The organism is Moorena sp. SIO1G6, assembly GCF_010672795.1.
GTDB classification, from domain to species: domain Bacteria; phylum Cyanobacteriota; class Cyanobacteriia; order Cyanobacteriales; family Coleofasciculaceae; genus Moorena; species Moorena producens.
In genome coordinates this window covers 85,597-102,113 of record NZ_JAAHFZ010000015.1, presented here as the reverse complement: position 1 = coordinate 102,113, position 16,517 = coordinate 85,597, and the positions used below count along the sequence as shown (strand labels likewise).

Sequence of the window (16,517 nt, the reverse complement as noted above, 5' to 3'; positions counted from 1 at the left end):
CTTCCTGATAATACAGTTCTAGCGGCTTTTTTAGGATTTATTCTGATTCAGTAGTGTTGATCTTGAGAACTTAAAGTATTTAAGCACTTAGTAACAATACCGGGTTTGCAGCATTCGTGAATTGAATTGCTATAAATTTTCAGATTTGATTTGAAAGCGCTATAGTACGAAACTAGGGCGTGTGTTCACACCCTAGTTACAACTGTATTTAAAAAACTTTTTGAGTCCCTTAGCGCATTGTGACAAACTCTTCTGCAGAACTGGGATGAATTCCAACAGTAGCATCAAAGTTAGCTTTGGTAGCTCCGGTTTTCAATGCGATCGCAATTCCTTGAATAATCTCTGCTGCATGGTCTCCTACCATATGAGCACCCAAGACTTTGTCAGTGTTTTGGTCAACCACTAACTTCATCAGGGTTTTTTCATCCCGACCGGGTAGGGTGTAGTACATCGGTCTGAACCGAGAACGATAGACTTTTACCGCATCCCCATATTTATCTCGTGCTTCGGCCTCACTTAGACCAACAGTAGCTGCTTCGGGTGTGGTAAAAATTGCGGTTGGAACATTCTCGTAGCTCATGATCCGGGATTTGCCACCAAATACGGTATCGGCAAAGGCACGACCTTCATTAATCGCAACAGGAGTTAAGTTCATGCGGTTAGTACAATCCCCTACGGCAAAGATATGATCTTCTGTGGTAAGACTGTACTTATCGACTGCGATCGCACCATTTTCAATTGCTACTCCAGTATTCTCTAAACCTAGATTCTGGATATTGGGTATACGACCTGTAGCAGCTAAACTGACAGCATCAGCAATTATACTTGTTTGTGATTCTCCTTGTACCGTTACATTCAGACCAGCTGATGTCTTTTCAATAGCGATGATCCTACTGTTATTTAGCACCCGGATCCCATGCTTCTCCATGGCTTGTTGAATCTCAGAACCGATTTCAGCATCAAATCCCCGTAAAATCTGATCACGACGAATAACCACTGTCACTTCAGAGCCTAAACCATTGAGAATACAGGCAAACTCGACACCAATATAGCCACCCCCAAGAATCACGATCCGCTTCGGTTGTTCCTTGAGGTGGAAAATATCATCAGAGGTAATCGCGTGTTCAATGCCAGGAATATCGGGCTTGACCGGATGTGCTCCCACTGCAATCAAGATTTTGTGTGCAGTTACTTTGCGTCCGCCAATGTCTATGGTGTGGGAATCCGCGAACTTAGCATAACCCTGAAACAGTTCCACTTTGGACTTATCCAACATACGTTGGTAAATGCTATTGAGGCGTTCTGTTTCCTGATTGACTGCTGTGATCATTGTTGTCCAGTCGAGGGTACTGTGTACCTTACTCCAGCCATATCCCTGTGCCTCTTCAAATTGATCAGGAAAATGGGAGGCATAAACCATCAGCTTCTTAGGAATGCAGCCACGATTTACGCAAGTTCCACCTAAACGGTCAAATTCTGCAATGCCTACTTTTGCCCCATATTCTGCGGCTCGTCTAGCTGTAGCAATTCCTCCGGAACCTGCACCAATAACGAATAAATCAAAATCGTAGCTCATGACTCTCCCAAACTTCTGAATTACTATTCGGTTGAAAGATTACTGATTCTTGGTATATAAAAGCAATAGCTGTCGGAGGGAAAATTTTACTGATCGCCCAAGGTAATTATTGTTGTATCACTCTCAAGTCAATCCACGATGATCAGGACTTACACACCAAACTGAAAACAGTAGAGGCATTGCCGGTAACGCCTCTACTGATAAAGCTTTAAGTAAGGTCGGAGGGATGTTACTTTTTAGCTGACTTCAAGTATGCCAGCATTGTATCTGCATCTGAGACCTCGAAGGGATCGGTAGGGCAGTTATCTGCATAGCCTGGTTCTACAAACATTTTTTCAATCTTGCCGTCATCTACCACCATAGAGTAGCGCCAAGAACGCATACCAAAACCGAGATTATCTTTTTCTACCAACATCCCCATTTTGCGGGTGAATTCCCCATTACCATCGGGTAGCAAGAAGATATTCTGAACCCCTTGCTGTTTGCCCCACTGGAACATCACGAAGGCATCGTTGACCGATAAGCAGATCACTTGATCAACCCCTTGTGCTTTGATCTCATCATAGAGTTCTTCATAGCGGGGTAAGTGGGTTGATGAACAGGTGGGTGTGAAGGCACCAGGAAGGGAAAATAGCACGATACGCTTACCGCCAAAAATTTCCTGTGTAGTCCGGTCTTGCCAGCGGAAGGGATTGGGTCCAGGAACTGACTCATCTCTGACTCTGGTCTTAAATACTACGTCGGGTACTTGATTGATAACCATCTTGTCTTACTCATTCCTTTATGATTGTTACTATTTAATCGTAGTCGTAACGAGTATGAGTTGTCAAGGAAATTTAGCAGATTTAGTTAAACAACAGTTGACGGGTACCCGTCAACTGTCAAGCAACCCTTAATTCCTTAATTTGATGGCTGTGCCAGTGGCGGTAATGAGTAGCAGCACCCCCTTTTCATCAACGTTAATTGTTCCAGTATCCATACCAATGCCAATCACAGCATCTGCTCCTAGTTGTGAGGCACGTTGTTTCAATTCTTGGAGGGCTTCTTGGTGTCCTCTTTCAAAGACTTTTTCATAACTGCCAGTACGTCCCCCAATTAAATCTCGAATACCGGCAAAGAAATCCCGCAGTGCATTGGTGCCGTAAACCACCTCAGCAGTGACAATGCCCAAATACTCTTCAACAATCGCACCTTGAATAACATCAGTAGTGGTTACAATCATCAGTCCTGCCTCAAAAAATGGATCAAATGCCACCAGAATAGCTAATTTCTACGGCTAAATCATGGAATTATCTAAATATAATTACTTAATGGCATGCTACACCATCCTGACGTGCTGCCCTTTGCACCGCCGCAGCAACCGCAGGAGCAACTCGCTCATCAAATACTGAAGGAATGATATGTTCTCGATCTAAATCACTGGGATTAATCAGGGATGCGATCGCAAAAGCTGCTTCGAGACACATATTCACGGTAATGGTTGACGCCCGACAATCTATAGCGCCACGAAAAACCCCTGGAAAAGCCAGAACATTATTAATCTGATTCGGATAGTCACTACGACCTGTAGCCATTACTGCTACATCATCTACTACCAATTCTGGCTGAATTTCCGGGATAGGATTAGCCATAGCCATGACAATGGGCTTGTTTGCCATCGACCTGACCATGTCTGGGGTGAGAACCCCAGGTACACTCACCCCAATAAACACATCAGCATTGCCAATGGCACCAGCCAGAGTACCCGAAGCATCCACAGCAAATTCTTGCTTTTGCTCAGTCAAGTTAGGGCGTTTAGTGGAAATAATGCCTTGGGAGTCGCATATCCAAATTACACCTGCACCAGCTTTACGGAGTAACCGGGCAATTGCCATACCGGCAGCGCCCGCTCCATTAATAACAATTCTTACCTCTTCTAGGGATTTCTTGACTAGCTTGAGGGCATTGGTCAAGGCAGCAAGGGTGACAATAGCGGTACCATTCTGGTCATCGTGAAAGACTGGAATATCTAACTCCTGCCGCAGTCTGGCTTCAATATCAAAGCAACGGGGAGCACTGATATCTTCTAAGTTAATACCACCAAAAACCGGCGCGATAGTTTTAACGGTTTCTACGATCTGATCCGTATCTTGGGTAGCTAGGCAGATAGGAAAAGCATCAATACCAGCAAACTCTTTGAACAGCATTGCTTTACCTTCCATCACTGGCAAAGCGGCTTCTGGCCCTAAGTTACCCAACCCCAACACTGCACTGCCATCGGTGACCACAGCAACCATGTTGCTTTTAATGGTAAGGGAGTAGACCTGTTGTGGGTCAGATGCGATCGCTTTACAAATCCGACCCACACCAGGAGTGTAAGCCATAGCCAATTCAGATTGATGCTTAAGGGGGATTTTGCTGTTTACACTGATTTTGCCACCACGATGGAGGTTGAAGGTACGGTCATAGACATTTAGGATTTGGACATCGGGCACTTCCTTAACCGCTTGTACAATCTGTTCAGCCTGTTCAGTGCTAGCTGCATCTACGGTAATCTCGCGAGTAGCAATTTTCCGAGTTTTCTCCACCACCATAATTTCTCCCAAGTGACCGCCAACAGACGCGATCGCTTGAGTTACGCTGGCTAACATCCCGGCACGGTTGGGGTATGTTAAGCAAATAGTCAAACTGAAACTAGGATTTGGGGTCAGGTCTACCATGCTGTATGATCTGGGATTCTAGAAATATCTTGGCGCAAGCTGATTTCCTGCTATTTCAATCTAGACTAAACTAGACTTTAGTTCATAGTTGATCGCAAGCATGGGATAGGAATAATTTAGGGACCTCCAAAAAATCAACTATGCCATCCCTAGTAATGATAATCATTTAAGATGGAAAAACTGTCAATTGATTATTAATAAACCACTACTGACTGCAAGCTTTCTTGCCATCGGTGCTATTCTGGCAACGATTGCCAGTTTCGTTTTCGGCGTGCCCTGGCTGGTGCCAATTTTAGGAGCAGCAGTACCCTATCCGATCTTTTTGTTTCACGTTCGTCACCGTCAATACATGAGGGCCCTAGGGTGGATGCTGCTTTGGGCATTGTTTCAAAGTCTTGCGGTTGGGATTGGAACCGCATTGGCTCCAGAAACCGCAGCTCAGGTAATCCTAAATGGCTCTGACTACATCGAAGAGCAGCTTCTTTGGATTCGTACAGGAGAAGGAACAGAAGGATCCCTACGTTTGTTTCTGCCAGATCATGTCCAACAGTACACAGTTTTTTGCTTTCTATCCCTAGTGACTTTTGGAAGTGCAGCGCTAGTGCTGGGAACTTACTTGCTCAATTACATGAATTTCTACGTAGCACAGCTAGTACAGATCAGTGTCAATCCGTGGCTAGCTGCCCTAGTGGGATGGCCGCCCTGGTCTGTGCTGCGAGTGGTGGGATTTATCTGTACCGGAGTGGCTCTAACTGCTTTGGGACTTAATCTCGTTGCTAAAATCACCAGATCAAATTCCCAGCATCCCTTTCCTCAACGCTATCTCCTGATTGGTATTGGCTTTGTGGTTGCAGATATAATAGTCAAGGCAACTCTAGCACCGATTTGGCAGCAGCTTCTATCGTTTGCTCTTCTGGGCTAAGGTGACCCAGGAGAGCAAAAGCATTCTAGCCTCCAATCAACTGCCAGAAGCGATCATCGTCTGAAATAGCCTCAAAATCCGGATCATTACTGGCTTCTTCCCGATACCTTGGATTTAGCTCAATCGCCTGCTCTAGGTTTTCCACAGCTAAGGTTACTCGACCCTGGGAAGAATAAACTATTGCTTTGTTATAATAACCAGCAGCATACTCAGGTTGAATCTCCAAAGCCCGATTAATGCTTTCCAATGCCTGATCATTCTGTTCTAGCTTGACTAAGGTAGAACCTCTGTAATTCCAGGCTTTATGGGAGTCGGAATTTAATTCAATAGCCTTGTCAAAAGAGGCAACAGCTTCTTGGTATCTTTCTAATACATCTAGAGCCATGCCTCGATTCAACCAGGCTACTGTATTATCTGGCTGAACTTGAACAGCTTGGTCGAAGGAGCCAAAGGCCTCTTCATGCTTTTGTAGCATTCCCAGTGCGACTCCTCGGTCAACCCAAGCTTGATGATAATTTGGCTGAATTTCTAGGGCTTTGTCATAGGAAGCGATCGCATCTTCGTAGCGTCTCAACCGTCTTAGGGTCATGCCCCGGTTTAACCAGGCTTTGTAGTGGTCTGGTTTGAATTTAACCACCTTATTAAAAGCAACCACTGCTCCTTCATACCGCCGCAGTTCCATTAAAGCCAGGCCTCTTTGATACCAGCTATCTGGGTCATCTGGCTTGATTTCAATTACTTTGTCATAGGAAGCGATCGCATCTTGATACTGCTGTAGTTCCCATAATGCCATACCTCGCTGGTACCAAATATCAGGGTTATTCGGTTGAAGGTCAAGAACTTGATCATAGGAAGCGATCGCATCTTGATACTGCCCTTGAGAGAATAGAGTATTGCCCTGATTCACATAGTCATCTGGATTCAAGAACAACTTAGGATGGTTAGATTTGAGGCGTTCTAATTGTTCTGTCAGAGTTTGAGTGTTTTGCAGCACTTCAGACAGAGCAGCTTCTGCAATGGATGTTGGGGAAATCTCTGCTAGTTGTTGTAGAATCTTATCCTTCTCGGTTTGAGCATCAGATTCGACCTCAGACAGCTGAGCAGCCAAGGTTGTTTCCAATTTGTCCAGATTTTGAAGGATTATATCTTTTCGATTTTGAATGTCCGACTGTAAATCATAAAGTTGAGTTTTAGCCTCTGTTTCTAATTTTTCCAGACTCTGAATGGTCTGAGCCTTCTGGGTTTTAATTCCTGATTGAGAGTCATAAACTTCAGTGTTTAAGTTAGCCTCTAGCTCTTTCAGATGCTGGAGATTCTTATCAATTTGCACTTCAATCTTCGACTGGGATTTTGAAAGTTGTTCAGTAATGTCATTTCCTAATTGCTCTAGCTTCTGAAGAGCTAAATCGATTTTATGTTGAGCTTTTTGTTCAGCATCCACCTTAATGTCAGATAGCTGAGGAGTAAACTCTGTCTCTAGCTTTTTTAGATTTTCTAGTATTAAATCCCGTTGCTGTTGAGCCTTGGCTTCAAGTTCAGACAATTTTGAGGCAAACTCTGTCTCTGATTGGTTCAGTTTATCCAATACTTTATCTTGATGCCCTTGGACATTGGCTTTGAGTAAAGATAGTTGAGGAGCAAAATCAGAGGTGAGTTTTTCTAGATTCTTGAGGTAACTGTTCCTTTCTTGATCAGCCTTTGCCTTAAGCTCAGACAGTTCAACAGCAAACTCAGACTCTGATTGATTTAGTTGCTGCAGGACTTTATCCTTATGTTCTTGTACATTCCCCTGAAGTTCAGATAGTTGAGGAGCAAAGTCAGCACTTGATTTTTCTATGGTTTGCAGGTAATCTTTGCTTTGTTTTTGAGTCTTGGCTTTCAAGTCAGACAGTTCGGAGCCAAACTCAGTCTCTGATTGGTTCAGTTTCTTCAGTATTATCTCTTTCTGGGCTTGCACATCCGCCTGGATTTTCGATAATTCAGGAGTAAATTCAGCCCCTAATTTTTCTAAATCTTTTAAAGTTAAGTCCTTTTGGTTTGCCGCAGTTTCCTTAAGAGCAGACAGTTCGGAGCCAAACTCAGTCTCTAATTGATTCAGTTTCTTCAGTATTGTCTCTTTCTGGGCTTGCACATCCCCCTTGAGTTCAGATAATTGGGGGGCAAACTCAGCGCTTAAGTTTTCTAGATACTTCAGAAAACTATCCCGTTGCTTTGTAGCGTCTTGCTCGAGTTTAGACAGTCTTGATGCCAAGTCAGTCTCTAATTGTTCTAGCTCTTGTTGAGTATCGGTTTTTTGCGTCTTGATTGTCGTTAATGCCTGTTGCTGGGACTGAGACAATTTCGATAGCAGCTTAGATAGATTTTCTCGTTTAAAACTTAGGTCTTGTTTAAACTCTGCCGCCTGCTGATCTAGCTCCAAGGCAATCTCTTCAGTTTTTTCTAGGATACTTTGAACATTTTTATTAGCACTGGCAATCCTATCTTCCAAGTCAGTCATTTCATTGAGGTGAGCTCTCACGATTTGCGCAACCTCACGAATCACAGACCTTCTTAGCAGCCACAACGCTGCGATCGCGGCCACCAGTAGCAGTACCAGAGTCACCAGCACAATCAGCAAAACATTAGACAGGAGCGTCACCCGCTTAAAGCTAAGATTAGCGTCAGTTTGAACTGGCTTTTGACTTGAGCCCTGAGCGACTATCTGTTTTGGTGGGTCAGGTTCGATGGATTGGGCACTGCCAAGGCCAACAGGCAACAGGAAAAATGACAAAACAATAGTGCTTCGCCACACCAGTGCTAACATGTCTTGATTTTTACGCTTCATCAGAACGTCCTTTCTCTGTTGTTGACACTCCCCGGGCCTTAAGGCGCGGGAATTCTTTCTTCCCAGGGATTCCGACGAACTTGCCCTCAGAAAGCATCTTGACCGTGTGTCCCACGGCTGCAAGCCCACGTAGGCAGACTACTTGAGCGGCTGCCACATCTCTATCTGTGGTATAACCGCAATTTTCACAATGATGGACACGCTCAGCCAAGGTCTTTTTGCCAGTTTCAGTTAAACAATTGGGGCAAATTTGGCTAGTCTTTTTAGAGTCTACTTTTTGGAAGTAAACTCCACGTTTAAAGCAGCACTGCTCTAGTATTTGGAAAAACTGACCCCATCCTGCATCTAAACAGTGCTTACCCAGCATACCCCTGGCCAATCCTTTTGGTTTTACTGTCCCTCCACAGGCTCAGAACCGTGTCCCACAGTCCTAAACTCAACTCGCCACTCTCACCTTGGTATGACAACAATGGTCAACCAGCTGGGGCAAGAGTCTTCCCTGAACTCTGCTCTTTTTGTACCAAGCGTCTTACCGCTACGAACGGTGATCTGTTCCGAGACAGTCAGGCGGGTCAACAACCAATACTAAATTAGTGCCAAATAACACGCTTTGACAACTCTTGAGGGGGAGTATCCATCCCCACCTTTTTGAAGAATGGGGAATTTCGTCCCAGAGACGAAACCACTCTTGCCTCCCCGGATTTGTTAAATCCATTTCTTCTAGTTTGCCACCTCCTGACACTGGCTTCACTAATTTAATTCATCACCTGTTTAATCAGAAGCGATAGAGCCTGAAGCTGGCTCGCACCCCAGGGTATCGTGACCTTGATAGCGTTTACCATTTGCGGTGCGACCCCGGTCGGGTTTCCCGACAAGCGTGAAAGCGTACCAACAGAGGTGAGCTTGACCAATCTGAAGACTCAGTAAAAACCAGATTTGATCAAGTTTGCTGAGATTTAGTAATTGGTCCATGACTGAAAGGGTTAATGCCGTTTGATCGCAGTTTTCAAATCCGTAGACCAATCCGTAGACCACAGTTAACACACTGTTGGTTAAACCAACAGCTCCTTCTCAGCTTACCGCCTAATCAGCTATGGCGCTATCCAAGCTATAGCAAGTCTTCAAAGTAGCACTACAGATGCAGATGGCCAGATCGGGAGATGGCCAGATCTGACAAGGGTAGGTTTTTTACTTTGGAGATAGGTAATAGGTAATAGGTAATAGGTAATAGGTAATAGGTAATAGGTAATAGGTAATAGGTAATGGGTAATGGCTAATCGGTAATGGGTAATGGCTAATCGGTAATGGGTAATCTGTATTTCGGACCGGTCCATTACCCCGACCAGTCGGGGAATATGGGGAGATGGGTCGGTAATCGGTGGAAATTCTGGTAGAAAATCCCACATATTTTGCGAAATTTATTCCCAATGCCAGTACGTACTCGCCCTGCTAGGTAAAAAACCTACCCAAGTGAGGATGGCCAGATCGGGAGATGGCCAGATGAAATTGATGTGCAATTCATCCACCAATTAACGAGAATCCCTACCTTCAGAAGGCAGGGATTCTCGTTAATTGGTTTAATGTAGTATACTGTCAAGGAAACTTAGTACTAGTACAGGGGACACGGAAATAAGCGTGTAGGACCAGCTCCGACCTTTGTAGATGAAAGTGGTGACTTATTTCTGCCAGCCTGGACTAGGTGGAATCAGTACAATCTACGTTCTTCCCACAAGAAGCAGTAGTACGGTACACTCCCCAAGCCAGCATTAGTCAAAATTGATACCTTTATGACTGGGTTGGGTTCACAATTGTCTTCCTCAGATATCACATCTAGGTTGGCCTGGTTAAAGAAGATGCCTGAAACCAGGCTTTTGATAGCTTGGAAATTATGGGCAATCCCAACGAGCACAGATAACAGCGTTTGCCAGACTACGGCAAAGGTTGGTTTGATGGTTTCGTTAATTGTTGTTAGCATGTCAACACCCTTTATAGTATAGATTGAAAAAAAAATTGTCTAAAAATGCACCCTTTAATACCCATGGCCTACTTGCACTGGTTCAACCTTTCCAAAAGAAGCAGTAGTACGGCACACTGCCCAAGCCAGCATTAGTCAACATTGATACCTTTATGACTGGGTTGGGTTCACAATTGTCTTCCTCAGATATCACATCTAGGTTGACCTCATTAAAAAAGATGCCTGAAAACCTGGTTTTTATAGCTTGGAGATTATGGGCAATCCCAACGAGCACAGATGAGAGCGTTTGCCAGACTACGGCAAAGGTTGGTTTGATGGTTTCGTTAATTGTTGTTAGCATGTCAACACCCTTTATAGTATGGTTCGAAAAAAAATTGTCTAAAAATGCACCCTTTTATACCTATGGCCTACTTGCACTAGTTCAACTGCTGTCTGTGGATCCTGTTTACCCTAGGCTGTGCCATTGAAGACAGCCTGATTAGCCATACCACAAGGGGTGGTTTCTCCCATAGTTGTGGCTAGCATGGTTTTATCCTTGAGCTGACAGCAATAAAACTAGTGATTTCAGCTCATCTACATTTGATAAATTTTGAAAAATCAAAAATGGTGGAATTTGTTCTATTTAATTACCCATTCTTGATTTATTTTCTAATCTTTAGATTTTATTTATATTTCTCTGGAGCTATCATCCCCAATTCCTCCTATTTTATATTTCTTAAACAAACAACTCTTGATGAAACGTCAAGTTTATGGTTAGCCAAGGGTTTTCTATGGTTTCGGACCAGTTAATCACCCTCGCCCCTGGCGTATCTTAAAGTTTTGTAATGTAATTTTTGATTTGAAATTACATGAGAATTTCTTGCTATTAACTCATCCTTCCTCCAAGATGATCTGGGATTGTTGATCAAGAACTCGGCGACATCAAGCACCAAACTCGGCATCGTTGGCGTTTTGAACCTAGAAGCTAGCTGCAACTTGCCCCTAAATGCGACAAGATTCCAGTCATCTCTATGGGGGAAAAGATTGAGGTATTTGGTTAGGTGTAATGTAGATTTCTTAATACCTAACACTCTTAACACCTAACACCGGGACACTAATTTACTCCTTCTACCTTGGCGATATCCAGAAGTGTCTTGAGTACCGAGTCAGGGTTCAAGCTGATCGAATCAATTCCTAACTCCACTAGGAAGCAGGCAAATTCGGGATAGTCACTTGGTGCTTGACCACAGATACCAATCTTGCGACCATTTTTCTTGGCTTTTTCTATCACCATCCGCACCATCTGTTTCACTGCTTCGTTGCGTTCGTCAAAGATATGGGCAACTAACGCAGAGTCACGGTCTAAGCCTAGGGTTAATTGAGTCAGGTCATTAGAACCAATGGAGAAGCCGTCAAAGATTTGGCTATACTCGTCGGCTAGGATGACGTTACTGGGGATTTCACACATCACATAGACTTGTAACCCATTGTCTCCTCGCTTCAAGCCATGTTTTTCCATTTCCGCCAGCACCCGGCGACCTTCATCAGGGGTGCGACAGAAGGGAATCATGGGGATAACGTTTGTGAGTCCCATCTCATCCCGTACCCGTTTGAGTGCCTTACATTCCAAACCATAGGCTTCCCGGTAGATTTCATCACAGTAACGAGACGCCCCTCGCCATCCTAGCATCGGGTTCTCTTCCCTGGGTTCAAACTGTTGACCCCCCAAGAGATTGGCGTATTCGTTACTCTTGAAATCTGACATCCTGACGATAACTGGTTTGGGATAGAAAGCAGCAGCAATGATGCTAATCCCGTTGGCTAGTTTATCCACAAAGAAGTCAGGTTTATGCTCATACAATGCTGTCAGCTGAGCAATTTCTTCCTTGACCGATGGATCTTCGAGTTTATCGAAGTGAATCAACGCCATCGGGTGTGCCTTAATGTGATTGGCAATGATGAACTCAAACCGGGCTAACCCCACCCCATCGCAGGGAAGAAAAGACAGACTAAAGGCTTTCTCTGGGTTCCCCACATTCATCATGATTTTGGTGCGGGTGCGCGGTAGGTTGTCAAGGGGGGTTTCTTGCACCTCAAAGGGCAGCAACCCTTGATAAACCTTGCCTTCATCTCCTTCTGCACAGGAAACTGTCACTGGTTGGCCTGTCTTCAATTGGTTAGTGGCATTGCCACAACCCACAATCGCGGGGATACCCATCTCACGGGCAATGATGGCAGCGTGACAAGTGCGACCTCCTTGGTTAGTTACGATAGCACTCGCTCTCTTCATGATAGGTTCCCAATCCGGATCTGTCTTGTCCGTGACCAACACCTCTTTGGCTTGGAAACGGTCAATCTTGTTGACATCCAGAATTACCCTTGCTTTGCCTTGACCAATCATTTCACCGACGGCGCGACCGGTGGCTAGCACAGACGTTGCCTGCAATGTCTCTACATCGCCTTTAAGTTGGTAATGACAAATAACATTGGCAGATTTCTGGGATTGTACAGTTTCCGGACGGGCTTGAACAATAAAGAGTTCACCGGTTTTCCCGTCTTTGGCCCACTCAATGTCCATGGGGGTGTAGCTACCCCGCACCTGGGAATAGTGGTCTTCAATGATGCTAGCCCACTTGGCTAGGGTGAGAATTTCTTCATCATTGATCGCGTATTTTCCCCGTTCTGATGGCGGCACTGATATATTTTTCGTCAGTTTCCCGCCGTCATCATAGACCATTTTGACTTCTTTGCTGCCTAGACGTTTGTCTAGGATAGGGCAATACCCCTCTTGGAGAGTCGGCTTGAACACCAGGTATTCATCAGGGTTGACTGCTCCTTGGACAACGTTTTCACCCAAACCGTAAGCTGCTGTTACTAAAGCGGCATTTTTAAATCCGGTTTCGGTGTCGATGGAGAACATCACACCAGACGACGCTAGGTCTGAGCGCACCATTTTCTGGACACCGACAGAGAGAGCAACATCAAAATGGTCAAAGCCTTTAACAGTTCGATAGGAGATGGCGCGGTTGGTAAAAAGGGACGCAAAGCATTTGTGACAGGCTTCTAAAACCCCTTTTACTCCGTGGACGTTTAGATAGGTTTCCTGTTGACCAGCAAAGCTAGCATCAGGTAAGTCCTCAGCGGTGGCACTGGAACGAACTGCTACATCTGTATTGTAATTTGACTGTAGGCAAGTGTCCCGATATTCTGGCTCAAACTGCTCACAGAATTCCTGGGGATCATTCCCATAGCGTTGGCATAGTTGTTGGTAGGCTTGCGCGATCGCATTGGCTAGTTCTTTTGGGAATGGCGTATTGAGAATTAAGCTTCTCGCTTGCATCCCCCTTTGTCGCAAGTTATTTACATCTTCCACATCCAGGTCAGAGAATCCCTGACGCAGCTTGGCTTCTAACCCAGCTTTCTCAATAAAGTATCGATAGGCATAGGCTGTAGTAGCGAAGCCAGTCGGTACTCTCACTCCTACTGGTGTAAGTTGTCGGATCATTTCCCCCAAAGAGGCATTCTTTCCCCCGACTATGGCGATATCGGCAATACCAACTTCCTCAAACCAGAGGACGAAGGCTTTGTCTTTGGCACAGTCTTTGGCAGATGGTGGGGCTTTTACTGGAGCAGTGGTGACCATATGATCCTTCTCCTGAGGTTGACTTCCAAGGGGAGTAGTAATGGTTTTCTGCCTCAATGGGATTGTGAAAAGTCCGATGAAGCACCTGAAGTTGTGGCAGTTTCTGAACTAGCATTACCTCAAGGCTTAGCCTCTTAGGCAGACAACTTCACCTACTCTCAACGTTACCTAATGATAACGTTCACGAATATGCCATTGTCTTAACTCTAGCCTAGCCATTGATTGCTCCCCTTCATTGAGCTATCTACTCTATCGGGGCTGATACTACTAGTTTAGACAATTTTCCTCTTAGGAGGTCATCTTTCTTAACTTTATTTTATATACAACACAGAGGTTTTTTAAACATAAATCAGAAATGATTAAGTATAAGCCAGAAATGATTGATTTTTTTTATAGATATAAAAAAGGGGATGAGTTTTTGTTAATTTTCATGATTTGGGTTAGCTCCCCATAATTTTGTATTTTAGTTTACATAAATTCTCTGGCAGTTGTATTTTAGTTTACATAATTTTTCTGGCAGTTGCTATAGGCTAGAAAAGCTGGGTAAAATAGTCATATATTTATCTATACTAATATTTCCCTTCTCTGCTGCAACGGGCAAGGAAATAACTGATCGCTACAAATCACCCCCTCACCCCTTTACACCCTCATCTTCAAAAGAACTGGTCACAAATTTATGGTCAGGTGTACTAATTACGGGTAATGTAAGGGGTCGTTATCGTTTCTAATCTAGTTGAGAATCATCCGTCACCCATTCCCTTATTACCCATATTATAGCGCTTTTTAAGCTAGTAAGGTACAATTTTTTGGGTTTTAGGGAGCAGGGAGCAGGGAGCAGGGAGTAGGGAGCAGTAAAGTCAGAAGAGGGAAAAGGTAAAAAAATATGTGTACCTCATGAGGCTAAAAACCGCTATATCGATTCTCAACAATACAGGGACTATTTTGGCAGTAATTAATTTGACAGTAATTAATTGGACTTGGTACTAGAGCTTGTTGCCGATCTGGCTCAGGAAATCCTTGGGTGTCTTGACCTGCTCAGCACCTTTTACTCCTTGTGGTCAAAACCCATCCATAACCCCTTTGATGCTACGCCCTTGTTCGGTTTCAGCTACAATTTCCTTTACCGGATTGGGGGGGTGGAAGAATGGATAGGGCAGACTTCTGGGCACTGCTGGATAGGATTCAATAAGTTGATTGGGTATGCTTCTTTGAGTACAATCAGGAAGCTATGTCCAGATGCGCTCCCACAGCGTGAGCAAAGCTCAATCGCACAGGGTGAACTTTGCTCAATCCCTTGAGGATTATGAGTTGGATTAGATTTAAGGGTCGGATCATTTCCTGTAGCTCGGATCAAGTATGAGCCAGATGCTTCACAGAAGGTGATGGCAAATTTTAGCTGGGTCGAAGTTCCGACCATGACCTGATATAAGTCAAGGACGGTTTTAATAAAGTGGGCGTTAACAATGATGATGTTACTCCCCCTGACGAAATTTCCATGCTAACCACTTTCAGTTCGATTCCCACCGACCTCTCTGCCTTAGTTAAACACTAAAAACCCTAAATTAAACGGTAAACTTATATAATATTCCCAGCCGAAGTAAAATAACTGCCAAAATGCCAAATATATCCCCGCATCATAGATACTTCTTCTGATGGCAAGTGGCCTTCTGTAGATCTAATTATGACCTTAGCCTTGACAAAAATGCCTAAGTATGAATATAGAAAAGGGAACAGGGAACTTCGGATCAAAATTCTCACAATTCCTACACGGATTGCTATACAAGCAAACTAACATCAACAAGCCACAGTTGTTGCGAAATTCCCGGCAAAATAACTCCCACAACTTACACAAAACTGGACTCCAAAACCTATAACTAGTAGGGTGCGTTATTAACGCACCCTACTAGTAGAGTTATTGCCTAAGTCCTGTTCTCAAAAAGAGACTAGACCACTGGTGATAGTAAGAATGATTAGTGATTAATCAGTCTATTTGAGCCATCTATGTAAAAAATGCATAATCCCTAAAGCCTTAGAATGTCAAGGGTGTCTATGTCTACTTTGTATCTCTAGTTACTGGAGTGGCTGTAGTGCTTAACTCAATGCTTGGGGTTGCTACCCCTTGAACTACCAACACTGAGCAAGGAGCATGGTGAACAACATAGTTACTCACACTACCCAGCACCATTTCTTTTAAACCCCCAAGCCCTCGACGACCTAGAACAATTAAATCCGCACCCCACTTTTGGGCTAGATCACAAATTCCTAGACCCGGATCTGCCAATTGACAAGATACTTCGGCAGCGATACCATCAGCATTTGCCTGTTGAGCATAACTCCTTAGCCACCCTTTGTTTTCCTCAAGGTGTTTTTGGAGATTTTCTTGCTGAACCTTTCGGATACTACCATACACGTCTACATCGGCTATGGTGCCAAGACCTACGTAAGGAGTCATCATTTCCTGAGGTTCCCAGTTAAGGCAGTGTACTAGCATCAGAGTACTCTGTTCCTTTTCGGCTAGGTCTAAAGCCTGTTCAAACACTGCTTCTGCTTGGGATGAGCGGTCCATTGCTACCAGAATCTTTTTGTAAGCCATGATTAGTTTTTCCTCGTCTCTTCAAATTATTCAAATGGGGGCTCGAAGACATGGAATTTAAGTACTTCCAGAAAATAAATTAAGGGTTGCCCTTGTCTGGTAAAGATAGGGAAGATGGGTAAGATACTGAGGTTCGCTGGAAGCTATAATCCCTGACCTTGAAGACGTTGAGTGAATAATTTATTGTAGTCAGTGGTTTAGTCAGTGCTGTAGTCAGATGCTACTCAATGTGATAGGGTTCTATAATTTAATTATAGAAAAACTACTGACAGATATTATACTGGTTAACTATTTGTAACACTTATT

Annotated in this window: 14 protein-coding genes and 2 pseudogenes; 3 read left to right on the top strand and 13 right to left on the bottom strand. The window is 44.1% G+C overall.

Features of this window, described 5'->3' with window-relative positions; all coding sequences use genetic code 11:
• Window positions 1-229: 229 nt before the first annotated feature.
• From gor to F6K63_RS16740, 4 genes are all read right to left on the bottom strand, one after another.
• Window positions 230-1,576 (bottom strand): glutathione-disulfide reductase, encoded by a 1,347-nt coding sequence (gene gor, locus F6K63_RS16755; RefSeq protein ID WP_008182520.1) that lies wholly within the window; start codon window positions 1,574-1,576, stop codon window positions 230-232.
• A 229-nt stretch (window positions 1,577-1,805) separates the two neighbouring features.
• Window positions 1,806-2,339 (bottom strand): peroxiredoxin, encoded by a 534-nt coding sequence (locus tag F6K63_RS16750; RefSeq protein WP_287248494.1) that lies wholly within the window; start codon window positions 2,337-2,339, stop codon window positions 1,806-1,808.
• Window positions 2,340-2,468: 129 nt separating this feature from the next.
• A complete protein-coding gene (locus F6K63_RS16745; RefSeq protein ID WP_044494012.1) occupies window positions 2,469-2,798 on the bottom strand; it encodes a YbjQ family protein in 330 nt (109 codons plus the stop codon).
• A gap of 85 nt (window positions 2,799-2,883) precedes the next feature.
• On the bottom strand, window positions 2,884-4,275 hold the full coding sequence (locus F6K63_RS16740) for an NAD-dependent malic enzyme (RefSeq protein ID WP_008186990.1): 1,392 nt from the start codon (window positions 4,273-4,275) through the stop codon (window positions 2,884-2,886).
• Between the two features lie 187 nt (window positions 4,276-4,462).
• Between F6K63_RS16740 and F6K63_RS16735 the strand changes: the two genes are divergently transcribed.
• Window positions 4,463-5,197: a hypothetical protein gene (locus F6K63_RS16735; RefSeq protein WP_287248497.1), complete on the top strand. Its 735-nt coding sequence runs from the start codon at window positions 4,463-4,465 to the stop codon at window positions 5,195-5,197.
• 25 nt (window positions 5,198-5,222) lie between these two features.
• On the opposite strand, the gene F6K63_RS16730 is transcribed toward F6K63_RS16735, so the two are convergent.
• Together F6K63_RS16730 and F6K63_RS16725 are read right to left on the bottom strand one after the other, a co-directional pair.
• On the bottom strand, window positions 5,223-8,021 hold the full coding sequence (locus F6K63_RS16730; RefSeq protein ID WP_008186985.1) for a tetratricopeptide repeat protein: 2,799 nt from the start codon (window positions 8,019-8,021) through the stop codon (window positions 5,223-5,225).
• A pseudogene (locus F6K63_RS16725) lies at window positions 8,011-8,403 on the bottom strand (zinc ribbon domain-containing protein); the annotation flags it as partial. The pseudogene F6K63_RS16725 and the gene F6K63_RS16730, both read right to left, overlap by 11 nt.
• Window positions 8,404-8,438: 35 nt before the next feature.
• Between F6K63_RS16725 and F6K63_RS16720 the strand changes: the two are divergent.
• Window positions 8,439-8,615: a hypothetical protein gene (locus tag F6K63_RS16720; protein WP_154659857.1), complete on the top strand. Its 177-nt coding sequence runs from the start codon at window positions 8,439-8,441 to the stop codon at window positions 8,613-8,615.
• Between the two features lie 177 nt (window positions 8,616-8,792).
• Here F6K63_RS16720 and F6K63_RS16715 read toward each other — a convergent pair whose 3' ends face one another.
• From F6K63_RS16715 to ppsA, 5 genes are all read right to left on the bottom strand, one after another.
• Window positions 8,793-9,056, bottom strand: a complete 264-nt coding sequence (locus tag F6K63_RS16715) for a hypothetical protein (RefSeq protein ID WP_131827261.1) — start codon at window positions 9,054-9,056, stop codon at window positions 8,793-8,795.
• 86 nt (window positions 9,057-9,142) lie between these two features.
• Complete coding sequence (locus F6K63_RS16710; protein WP_008186979.1) at window positions 9,143-9,427, bottom strand: hypothetical protein; 285 nt, start codon at window positions 9,425-9,427, stop codon at window positions 9,143-9,145.
• A gap of 299 nt (window positions 9,428-9,726) precedes the next feature.
• On the bottom strand, window positions 9,727-9,996 hold the full coding sequence (locus F6K63_RS16705; protein ID WP_008186977.1) for a hypothetical protein: 270 nt from the start codon (window positions 9,994-9,996) through the stop codon (window positions 9,727-9,729).
• 82 nt (window positions 9,997-10,078) lie between these two features.
• Window positions 10,079-10,336: a hypothetical protein gene (locus F6K63_RS16700; RefSeq protein WP_008186976.1), complete on the bottom strand. Its 258-nt coding sequence runs from the start codon at window positions 10,334-10,336 to the stop codon at window positions 10,079-10,081.
• 753 nt (window positions 10,337-11,089) lie between these two features.
• On the bottom strand, window positions 11,090-13,618 hold the full coding sequence (gene ppsA, locus F6K63_RS16695) for a phosphoenolpyruvate synthase (RefSeq protein WP_287312727.1): 2,529 nt from the start codon (window positions 13,616-13,618) through the stop codon (window positions 11,090-11,092).
• Between ppsA and F6K63_RS16690 the strand changes: the two genes are divergently transcribed.
• On the top strand, window positions 13,619-13,756 hold the full coding sequence (locus tag F6K63_RS16690; protein WP_008186969.1) for a hypothetical protein: 138 nt from the start codon (window positions 13,619-13,621) through the stop codon (window positions 13,754-13,756).
• An 845-nt stretch (window positions 13,757-14,601) separates the two neighbouring features.
• Here the strand turns inward: F6K63_RS16690 and F6K63_RS37860 are convergent.
• Together F6K63_RS37860 and F6K63_RS16680 are read right to left on the bottom strand one after the other, a co-directional pair.
• Window positions 14,602-15,136 (bottom strand): annotated as a pseudogene (locus F6K63_RS37860) (adenosine-specific kinase).
• 535 nt (window positions 15,137-15,671) lie between these two features.
• Window positions 15,672-16,211, bottom strand: coding sequence for a universal stress protein (locus F6K63_RS16680; RefSeq protein ID WP_008186964.1), 540 nt, complete (start codon window positions 16,209-16,211; stop codon window positions 15,672-15,674).
• Window positions 16,212-16,517: the final 306 nt, after the last annotated feature.

What these genes read in the sequence shown, in the direction of transcription:
- gor (WP_008182520.1), bottom strand. Translation starts at nt 1,576, where the DNA reads ATGAGCTACGATTTTGATTTATTCGTTATTGGTGCAGGTTCCGGAGGA.
- F6K63_RS16750 (WP_287248494.1), bottom strand. Translation starts at nt 2,339, where the DNA reads ATGGTTATCAATCAAGTACCCGACGTAGTATTTAAGACCAGAGTCAGA.
- F6K63_RS16745 (WP_044494012.1), bottom strand. Translation starts at nt 2,798, where the DNA reads ATGATTGTAACCACTACTGATGTTATTCAAGGTGCGATTGTTGAAGAG.
- F6K63_RS16740 (WP_008186990.1), bottom strand. Translation starts at nt 4,275, where the DNA reads ATGGTAGACCTGACCCCAAATCCTAGTTTCAGTTTGACTATTTGCTTA.
- F6K63_RS16730 (WP_008186985.1), bottom strand. Translation starts at nt 8,021, where the DNA reads ATGAAGCGTAAAAATCAAGACATGTTAGCACTGGTGTGGCGAAGCACT.
- F6K63_RS16710 (WP_008186979.1), bottom strand. Translation starts at nt 9,427, where the DNA reads ATGTGGGATTTTCTACCAGAATTTCCACCGATTACCGACCCATCTCCC.
- F6K63_RS16705 (WP_008186977.1), bottom strand. Translation starts at nt 9,996, where the DNA reads ATGCTAACAACAATTAACGAAACCATCAAACCAACCTTTGCCGTAGTC.
- F6K63_RS16700 (WP_008186976.1), bottom strand. Translation starts at nt 10,336, where the DNA reads ATGCTAACAACAATTAACGAAACCATCAAACCAACCTTTGCCGTAGTC.
- ppsA (WP_287312727.1), bottom strand. Translation starts at nt 13,618, where the DNA reads ATGGTCACCACTGCTCCAGTAAAAGCCCCACCATCTGCCAAAGACTGT.
- F6K63_RS16690 (WP_008186969.1), top strand. Translation starts at nt 13,619, where the DNA reads ATGATCCTTCTCCTGAGGTTGACTTCCAAGGGGAGTAGTAATGGTTTT.
- F6K63_RS16680 (WP_008186964.1), bottom strand. Translation starts at nt 16,211, where the DNA reads ATGGCTTACAAAAAGATTCTGGTAGCAATGGACCGCTCATCCCAAGCA.